The 1,685-nt window shown below is 45.6% G+C and carries 1 protein-coding gene; it reads left to right on the forward strand.

Annotated features, from left to right (window positions below; all coding sequences use genetic code 11):
• Positions 1–138: 138 nt before the first annotated feature.
• Positions 139–1,575, forward strand: coding sequence for an ISLre2 family transposase (locus LKD70_RS18420; protein ID WP_265104948.1), 1,437 nt, complete (start codon positions 139–141; stop codon positions 1,573–1,575).
• The last annotated feature ends 110 nt before the right edge of the window (positions 1,576–1,685 follow it).

Below are 1,685 nucleotides of genomic sequence, written 5' to 3' on the forward strand. Positions count from 1 at the left end.
AGTTAGTGTATAATTATTATTGGCAAAGATAGGAATTCTTCCTAAATAAAAAGGGAAGCAGAGAAAATCCCTACTTCCCAATCATACAGTTTTTCTTTATGATGTTAGTTGCGAAATAAAACACGTAAAGGAGACTGTATGATGAAATCTATTGTAGAAGAAAAGCTGGTATCTTTCAAGACCCTGGAGCAGAAAGTTTTTGCGTATGTCTGTGAGTTGGGCAGGATGATCACCCAGGTCATTCTGGAAAACTACGATGATGAGCTGGCCAAAGAGAGAGACAAAAAGTTATACAGAGACAAAGGGAAACGGGAAACTTCGATCAAAACCGTATATGGGGAAGTGACCTATTCCCGAAGAGTCTACCGGACAGCACAGGAGGACGGAAGGATTGCCCATATTTACCTTCTGGATCAGGCGATGCAGATGGAGAAGATCGGGCTGATCTCTACCAATCTTGCAGAAAAGATTGCACTGACTGTAACGGAATCCCCATATCGTGTCAGCGCAGAAGTGATCAGTGATACCTGCGGACAGACGATCAGCCATGGAGGTGTCTGGAACCTAATCCAGGAGCTGGGGGAACGAATCAGCGAAGAAGAGGACTACGCGGTAAAGCAGATGGAAGCAGACCAGGCAGAAGGAGAAAAGGCAGTCGGGATTCTTTTCGAAGAAATGGATGGCGTATGGCTAAGGATGCAGGATTCCGGGCATAAGAAGGCGCCAAAACAGGAGCTGAAGGTTTTCACGATGTATGAAGGATGGGACAAAGACAGCCCGAAAAGAAGCCGCCTGGTGAATAAGAAGATGTTGGTCGGAATGGAAAAAAGCAGCCGGTTCCATCAAAAACGGGAGGCGCTGATCGAAAAGATTTACGATGCAGATGAGATTGGCCGGCGGATTCTAAACGGAGATGGAGGAAGCTGGATTAAAGAGATCTATGATCCGGATGCCCTCTTCCAGCTGGACCGGTTCCACATCTATAAGGAGATCAAAAAGAAGATCCGGGATACAGAAGCCCAGGAACAGATCAAAGAACTTCTGGAGCAGAAGAAAGTAGATGAAATGCTGGAATATATCCAGGTCTATGCCGACAGCATAGAGAGTGATGATCCGAAAGAAAAAGGGAGCAGGAATGCAAGGGAACTATACAAGTATCTGGGGAATAACCGGGAGGGATTGATCCCGTACCGGGAAAGAGGGATTGAGCTGCCTGAAGCACCGGAGGGGATCGTGTATAAGAATATGGGAGTGCAGGAGAACCAGAACTGTACGGCGATCACCATGCGGATGAAGCACCGGAGGATGAGATGGTCCGTGCATGGGGCGAATAACATGGCGAAAGCCCTGTACCGGAAAGAGAACAGGGAACTGATCGGTACAATCGAACGGTATACGGATGGATTCGTATTCACCATGCAGATGGAAGAAATCATCAAAACGCTGAGCGCGGCGAGAGCGCCAAAGAAAGATGGAAAAGGGAATCCGTATGTAGAGACGATTACGCATCATATGCCACTTTTGGACGCAATGCGGACAGCATCGAGAAAAGCCTTTGCAAGAGCATTCTGTTAAAAAGAAATATAAAATGATCAGATAAAGTCCAGATCGAATTATCTGAAAATAAGATAAATAAACTGACATTAAAAAATAAGAAAAAGTGCCAACGATTACTTGACACATAC

Source organism: Ruminococcus turbiniformis (assembly GCF_020687545.1).
In the GTDB taxonomy this organism is placed as follows: domain Bacteria; phylum Bacillota; class Clostridia; order Lachnospirales; family Lachnospiraceae; genus Mediterraneibacter; species Mediterraneibacter turbiniformis.